Raw genomic sequence first — 6,577 nt, forward strand, 5'->3', positions numbered from 1 at the left:
AAGCTGATGCCGGAAAACCTGGCCTATTGCATCTACACCTCCGGCTCCACCGGGCAACCGAAAGGCGCGGGCGTACCGCACCAGGGCATACTCAACCGGCTGCAATGGATGCAGGCGGAATACGCCCTGGATCAAAGCGACCGGGTGCTGCAAAAGACCCCGTACAGCTTCGACGTTTCGGTCTGGGAATTCTTCTGGCCGTTGATGACCGGCGCGCAACTGGTCGTCGCCAAGCCGGATCAACACAAAGACAGCCGAGCCTTGATCGACACCATCGTGCGTGAACAGATCACCACCGTCCACTTCGTGCCGTCGATGCTGCAAGCCTTTATCGACACACCGGGCGCGGAAAACTGCACCGGCTTAAAACGCGTGATCTGTAGCGGCGAAGCCTTACCGGCCGACCTGGTTGCGCGTTTTCAGCAAAAACTGCCTGCCGAACTGCACAACCTTTACGGCCCCACCGAAGCCTCCGTAGACGTCAGTTACTGGGCCTGCGTACCGGACAGTTGGGATACCGCGATTCCTATCGGACGGTCGATAGCCAACATCGCCCTGTACATTTTGGATAGGCAGCTGACCCCCGTACCGGTCGGCACCCCCGGCGAACTGCATATCGGCGGCATCGGTTTGGGCCGCGGCTATCTGAATCGCCCCGGCCTGACCGCGGAAAAATTCATTCCCAACCCGTTCGGGCCAAGCGGCAGCCGCCTGTACAAAACCGGCGACCTGGTGCGTTACCGGCCGGACGGCAATATCGATTACCTGGGCCGTATCGACCATCAAGTCAAAATCCGCGGCTTCAGAATCGAACTGGGCGAAATCGAAGCCCGCCTGCTGGAAGCGCCGGACATCAAAGAAGCGGTCGTCATCGCCCGCGAAGACCAGCCCGGCGACAAGCGCCTGGTTGCCTACCTGGTTGCCGGAACCGCCGTTGCGACCGAACTATTGAAACTCCGGCTCAAGGAAACGCTGCCGGATTACATGGTCCCGAGCGCCTTTGTGCTGCTCGACAACATGCCGCTGAGCGCCAACGGCAAACTGGACCGTAAGCGTTTGCCCCGGCCGGACCTGAGCGAACTGACGGCAAAGCATTATGTCGCGCCGCGCACGGCCAGCGAAGAAATCCTGGCGGAAATATGGGCCGATGTGCTGGGCGTTGAAAAAGTCGGCGTCGAGGATAATTTTTTCGAATTGGGCGGGCATTCGCTGACCGCAACGGTGCTTTTATCCCGCATAACCAAGCAGTTCCAGCTGGATGTTCCGCTGCATGCCATTTTTGCGGCGCCTACCGTTTCAGGTTTAGCGATGGTCATTGAGGAGCTGTTGATCGAAAAACTGGAAGCGCTTTCCGAGCATGAGATAGAAGACTTGTTCAATAGAAACAATAGCTTTGTGGATTAAGAAGATGCAAAAAACAAACGAATTAGCGAATCGCCGGGCCAATTTGTCCGAAACCAAACAGGCCATGCTGGAGAAGTATTTAAGAGGGCAGGTTAAAACGGATGCCGGCAGAGACAGCATAGCGCCCCGTTTGGAATTACAGGCGGAATTATCTTGTCCACAGCAGCGTCTGTTCTTTCTCGATCATTTGCAATCGATTAATGCGACTTACAATATCCCGGCGGTATTCCAACTGACCGGAACGGTTAACATGGAAGCGTTGCAGCAGGCATTTGACGAAATTATCCGCCGTCACCATATTCTGCGGACTCATTTTGTCCAGGACGGGCAAGCTATCCTGCAAATAGTGGCGCCGAAATTAAAACTTTCATATCCGGTCGTCAATCTTGAGGCTTTACCCAGGGATCAACAAGCGGCCGAAAAACAGCGCCTGGAGCATGAAGACTTACAAAGAACTTTTGATTTGAGGCGGGGGCCGCTGTTACGGATAAACCTGATACGGCTGAGCGGTAAAGCGGATAAACAGAATCATTTCCTGCTGTTTACGCTGCATCACATCATCTCGGACGGCTGGTCCAACAGCATTCTGATTCGCGAGTTTATTGATATTTACACGGCATTCAGTCAAGGCAGGCCCTCGCCCTTAGCCGAACTGCCGATCCAATATACGGATTTCGCCTATTGGCAAAAACAATGGCTGACGACCGAGGCCTATAAAAAGCAATTGGCTTATTGGAAAGAACAGTTAAAGGACGCGCCGGATAGCCTGCAATTGCCGACAACCAGCCATGCAAACCCGTCCCAGAATTACAAAGGCGGCGTTTATCGTTTCGAGTTGCCGGAAATACTGAACGAAAAGCTTAATGTTTTGAGCCGCAAGCAAGGCGTTTCGTTGTTTATGACGCTGCTTGCCGCATTTAATGTTTTGCTCTATCGCTATTCGTCCCAAAACGATATTTGCATCGGTACGCCTGTTGCCAACCGCAACCGGCAGGAACTTGAAGGCCTGATCGGTTTTTTTGTGAATACCTTGGTATTGCGTAGCGACTTGTCGGGAAATGCAACATTTACAACCTTGCTGTCTAAAACCAAAACTATGGTTTTAGACGCGCAGGCGAACCAGGATTTGCCGTTCGATAAATTAGTCGAAGAACTAGGCGCGGTGCGCGATTTAAATCGCAGCCCGCTATTTCAAGTGATGTTCGTCATGCAAAACACGCCTGAGCAACAATTGACCTTGCCTGGGCTTGAATTGAGTTTTGAAACCGCCGACACGCAAACGGCCAAATTCGATTTGACGCTGCTGTTGACGGAAAGAAACGGAAGTTTGCAGGGCTTGTTCGAATACAACACGAACTTGTTCGATCAGGCTGCGGTTAAGCGAATGGCCGAGCATTACCGGGTTCTGGTTGAAGGTATTGCCGATCAGCCGGAACTGAGAATAAACGATTTTCCGTTGATGCGGGATAAAGACCGGACACGAATTATCGAGGAATGGGGTGCAAAACGGGCCGCTTATGCGCCCGGTAAATGCCTGCATCAAGTATTCGAAAGCCGGGTTGAAAAAACGCCCGATGCAACGGCGCTGACATTTGAAAACCGGTCGTTGACTTACCGTGAACTGAACGAACGGGCAAATCAATTGGCGCATTATTTAATCGGGTTCGGCGTGCGCCCGGATAATTTGATCGGCTTGTATGTCGAGCGTTCGCTGGAGATGGTGATCGGCCTGTTGGGCATTCTGAAAGCCGGGTGCGCTTATGTGCCGCTGGACCCTTCCTATCCGCAAGAAAGGATTCAATATCTTCTGGACGATTCGGGAACCCGGATCCTGATAACCCAGAAGCATCTGCTGGAGAAAATACCGCCAGCTATCGACAATGTGATTTGTCTCGACAATGAAGAGCCAATTTATACCCGGAGCAGCAAAACCAATCCGGTCAGTGATGCAAGGCCGGCTAATCTTGCTTACATCATCTATACGTCGGGTTCTACCGGACAGCCCAAAGGCGTCCAGATCACGCACGAAAATGTATTGCGCTTATTTGAAGCAAGCGAAATGCAGTTTAACTTCAGTTCAAAAGACACTTGGACCCTGTTTCATTCCTACGCATTCGATTTCTCGGTATGGGAAATATGGGGGGCGTTGCTGTACGGAGGCCGTTTGCTTGTCGTTCCTTATCCTATAAGTCGGAAGCCTGAAGCCTTTCGTCAATTGCTCTGCGATGAACAAGTGACGGTTTTAAACCAGACGCCTTCGGCATTCCGGCAGCTTATCGCCGCCGAGGCCGCTTTACCGGCACGGGCTGGGGAGTTGGCGTTACGGTATGTTATTTTCGGCGGCGAAGCGCTTAGCCCGCTGGATTTGATGCCTTGGGTCGAACGCCATGGCGATGCCAAGCCGCAATTGATCAACATGTACGGCATCACCGAAACGACCGTGCATGTCACTTTCCAGCGCATTACCGAAGAACACATTTACGGCGATATAAAAAGCCCGATCGGCCAGCCTTTGTCCGACCTTTACGCTTATGTGCTCGACCCGTCGTTAAACCCCGTACCTATCGGCATACCCGGAGAGTTATATGTCGGCGGCGCGGGATTGACCAGAGGCTATTTAAACCGGCCTGAATTAACGGCAGAACGGTTTATTCCCGATCCTTACGGGGAAAGCGCCGGCAGCAGGCTTTACAAAACCGGCGATCTTGCCTGTTACAGGGAAAACGGCTGTATCGATTATTTAGGCCGGATCGATCATCAGGTAAAAATCAGGGGCTTTCGTATCGAGCTGGGCGAAATAGAAGCGGCGATTAAAAAACAGCCGGCGGTCCGCGATACGGTTGCCTTGGTCAGGGAGGATCAGGACCGGGGCAAATATATTGTCGCCTACATCGTGCCGAACCCCGAACAATCGCCTACGGTCACCGAATTGCGTAGCGGCCTGAAAAATACATTGCCGGAATACATGGTTCCGGCGGTGTTTGTTTTTTTAAACGCGTTTCCGTTAACCGAACATGGAAAGCTCAATATAAAAGCATTGCCGGAACCGGAAGGCGCAAGGCCCGATCTGGTGAAAGCCTATACTGCGCCGCGTAACGAAGCCGAAGAAATTCTGTCGGGCATCTGGTCGCAGGTTCTAGGCATAGAGCAAGTCGGCATAGACGATAATTTCTTTGAATTAGGCGGGGACTCGATCCGAAGCTTGCAGGTTTTAAATCTTGCAAAACAGCGGAATTTGGCTTTTTCATTGGAACAGCTTTATCAGCAAGGGACAATCCGGGAACTGTTGACGGTTTTGAAACCGGTTAATGCCAATCCTGAAGTTCCGCTGCAACCGCTCGCTTTAATTTCCAATTCCGACCGTCATAAATTGCCGGATGATGTCGAAGACGCCTATCCGATGACGGCCTTGCAGGCGGGCATGATTTTCCACAGCGAATACGAACGGAACGCCTATCATGTCGTCGACAGCATATTGCTCCGGTGCCCGTTGGATATAGCGGCTTTGACAAAGGTCATCGAGCACGTTGTCGAACGGCATCCGATCTTGAGAACATCGTTCGATTTGGGCAACTACAGTGAGCCGCTGCAATTGGTTTTCGCTAAAGATAAAGCATTAACGCCGGTTGAATTCGATGACTGGAGATTACATTCCGACGAGCTTCAAAAACAACAGCTTGCGTTATGGCTGGAATTGGAGCGGGCCAGAGCCTTTGACATTACAAAGCCGCCTTTAATCCGATTCCATATTCATCAGCTTAGCGCTGATACATTCCGGTTTACGGTGACCGAGCATCATGCGGTTCTCGACGGCTGGAGCCTTAACGCGATGCTGAATGAGATTTTTACCCATTATCTGTCTTTGCTGAGCGGGCAACAGTATACGGCTGACTCTCAGCCCTATAACGCCTTGAGAGATTTAGTCGTTTGGGAGCGCGAAGCTATAAAATCCGAGCCGCATCAAAGCTATTGGCAAAACAAGTTAGACGGTATCAGCCATGCTTTACTGCCTGCCTGGCCCAGTGTCGGCGATGCCAAGAAAACCGGCGATATAACGCCTTCCAGGAAACTGACCACATTATCGCCGGAAACTTCGACAGCCTTGCAGGCGGTAGCAAAATCGCTTTCGGTTCCGCTAAAAAGCGTGTTGTTGGCCGCGCACCTGAAAGTGCTCGGCATGTTGTACGGCGAACAGCATATTACAACGGGTCTGGTCTGTAGCGTTCGCCCTGAAATAAACGATGCGGATAGCGCTTTGGGCGTTTTTCTGAATACCCTGCCGCTTCCGGTGCAACTTCATGGCGGTACTTGGGCCGACCTGATCTTGCAGGCTTTCGATGCCGAATGCGAGCTGCTGAAATTCAGGTTTTATCCCTTGGCGCAAATCCAGCATGATCATAAAGGACAGGCATTATTCGATGCGGTATTTCACTATGTCCATTTCCATAATGTCAGCGACTTGGCCCAATCCCGGCAATTTGAGGCCTTGGAGTGGGTGGATCATATACAGCCGAATTTCGAGCTGGAGATAGCCTTTCAACTGGATGTTAAATTATCGCAAATCCGGCTGCTGGTTTCGGGCAATGGGAGGCGCGTGGATGAAAAGCAAATCTATGCGGCTTCGGATTACTTGATGGACATACTTGCGCAGATTGCGCAATCCCCACGGGAACGTTACGACTACCGAAGTTTTTTGACCGGCGCCGAGCAACAAAAACTGCTGGGGGACTGGAATGCGACGGAAGCCGCCTACCCGAAGGACCGATACATCCATCAACTGATCGAAGCACAGGCGGAAGCAACGCCGGATGCGCCTGCCGTGGCGTTCGAAGGCCAGACGCTGACTTACGCCGAGCTGAACGGCAAAGCCAACCGGCTGGCGCATTACCTGCTTAAGCAAGGCGTCGGGCCGGATGTGCTGGTCGGCATATACGTTGAACGTTCGCTGGAAATGGTGATCGGCCTGCTGGGGATTTTGAAAGCCGGCGGCGCTTACCTGCCGCTCGACCCAAGCTATCCGCAAGACCGGCTTGAATTCATGCTGAGCGACGTCACCCCGCCGGTAATTTTGACCCAGGCGGCGTTGTCGGCAAAACAGGATTTCGGTTCGGCAGCCGTCTTCCGCCTGGATAGCGATTGGGCGCAACTGGCGCAGGAAAGCGCAGCCAATCCC

At 52.5% G+C, this 6,577-nt stretch carries 2 protein-coding genes; both read left to right on the top strand.

Going from position 1 to position 6,577, the window contains the following annotated elements:
• Positions 1 to 1,404 (top strand): amino acid adenylation domain-containing protein (locus V3O24_RS00030; protein WP_331305544.1); only part of this gene is annotated, 1,404 nt, incomplete at its 5' end.
• Between the two features lie 4 nt (positions 1,405 to 1,408).
• Positions 1,409 to 6,577 (top strand): amino acid adenylation domain-containing protein (locus tag V3O24_RS00035; protein WP_331305545.1); only part of this gene is annotated, 5,169 nt, incomplete at its 3' end.

This window comes from Methylobacter sp. Wu8 (genome assembly GCF_036440755.1).
Lineage (GTDB): Bacteria > Pseudomonadota > Gammaproteobacteria > Methylococcales > Methylomonadaceae > Methylobacter_A > Methylobacter_A tundripaludum_A.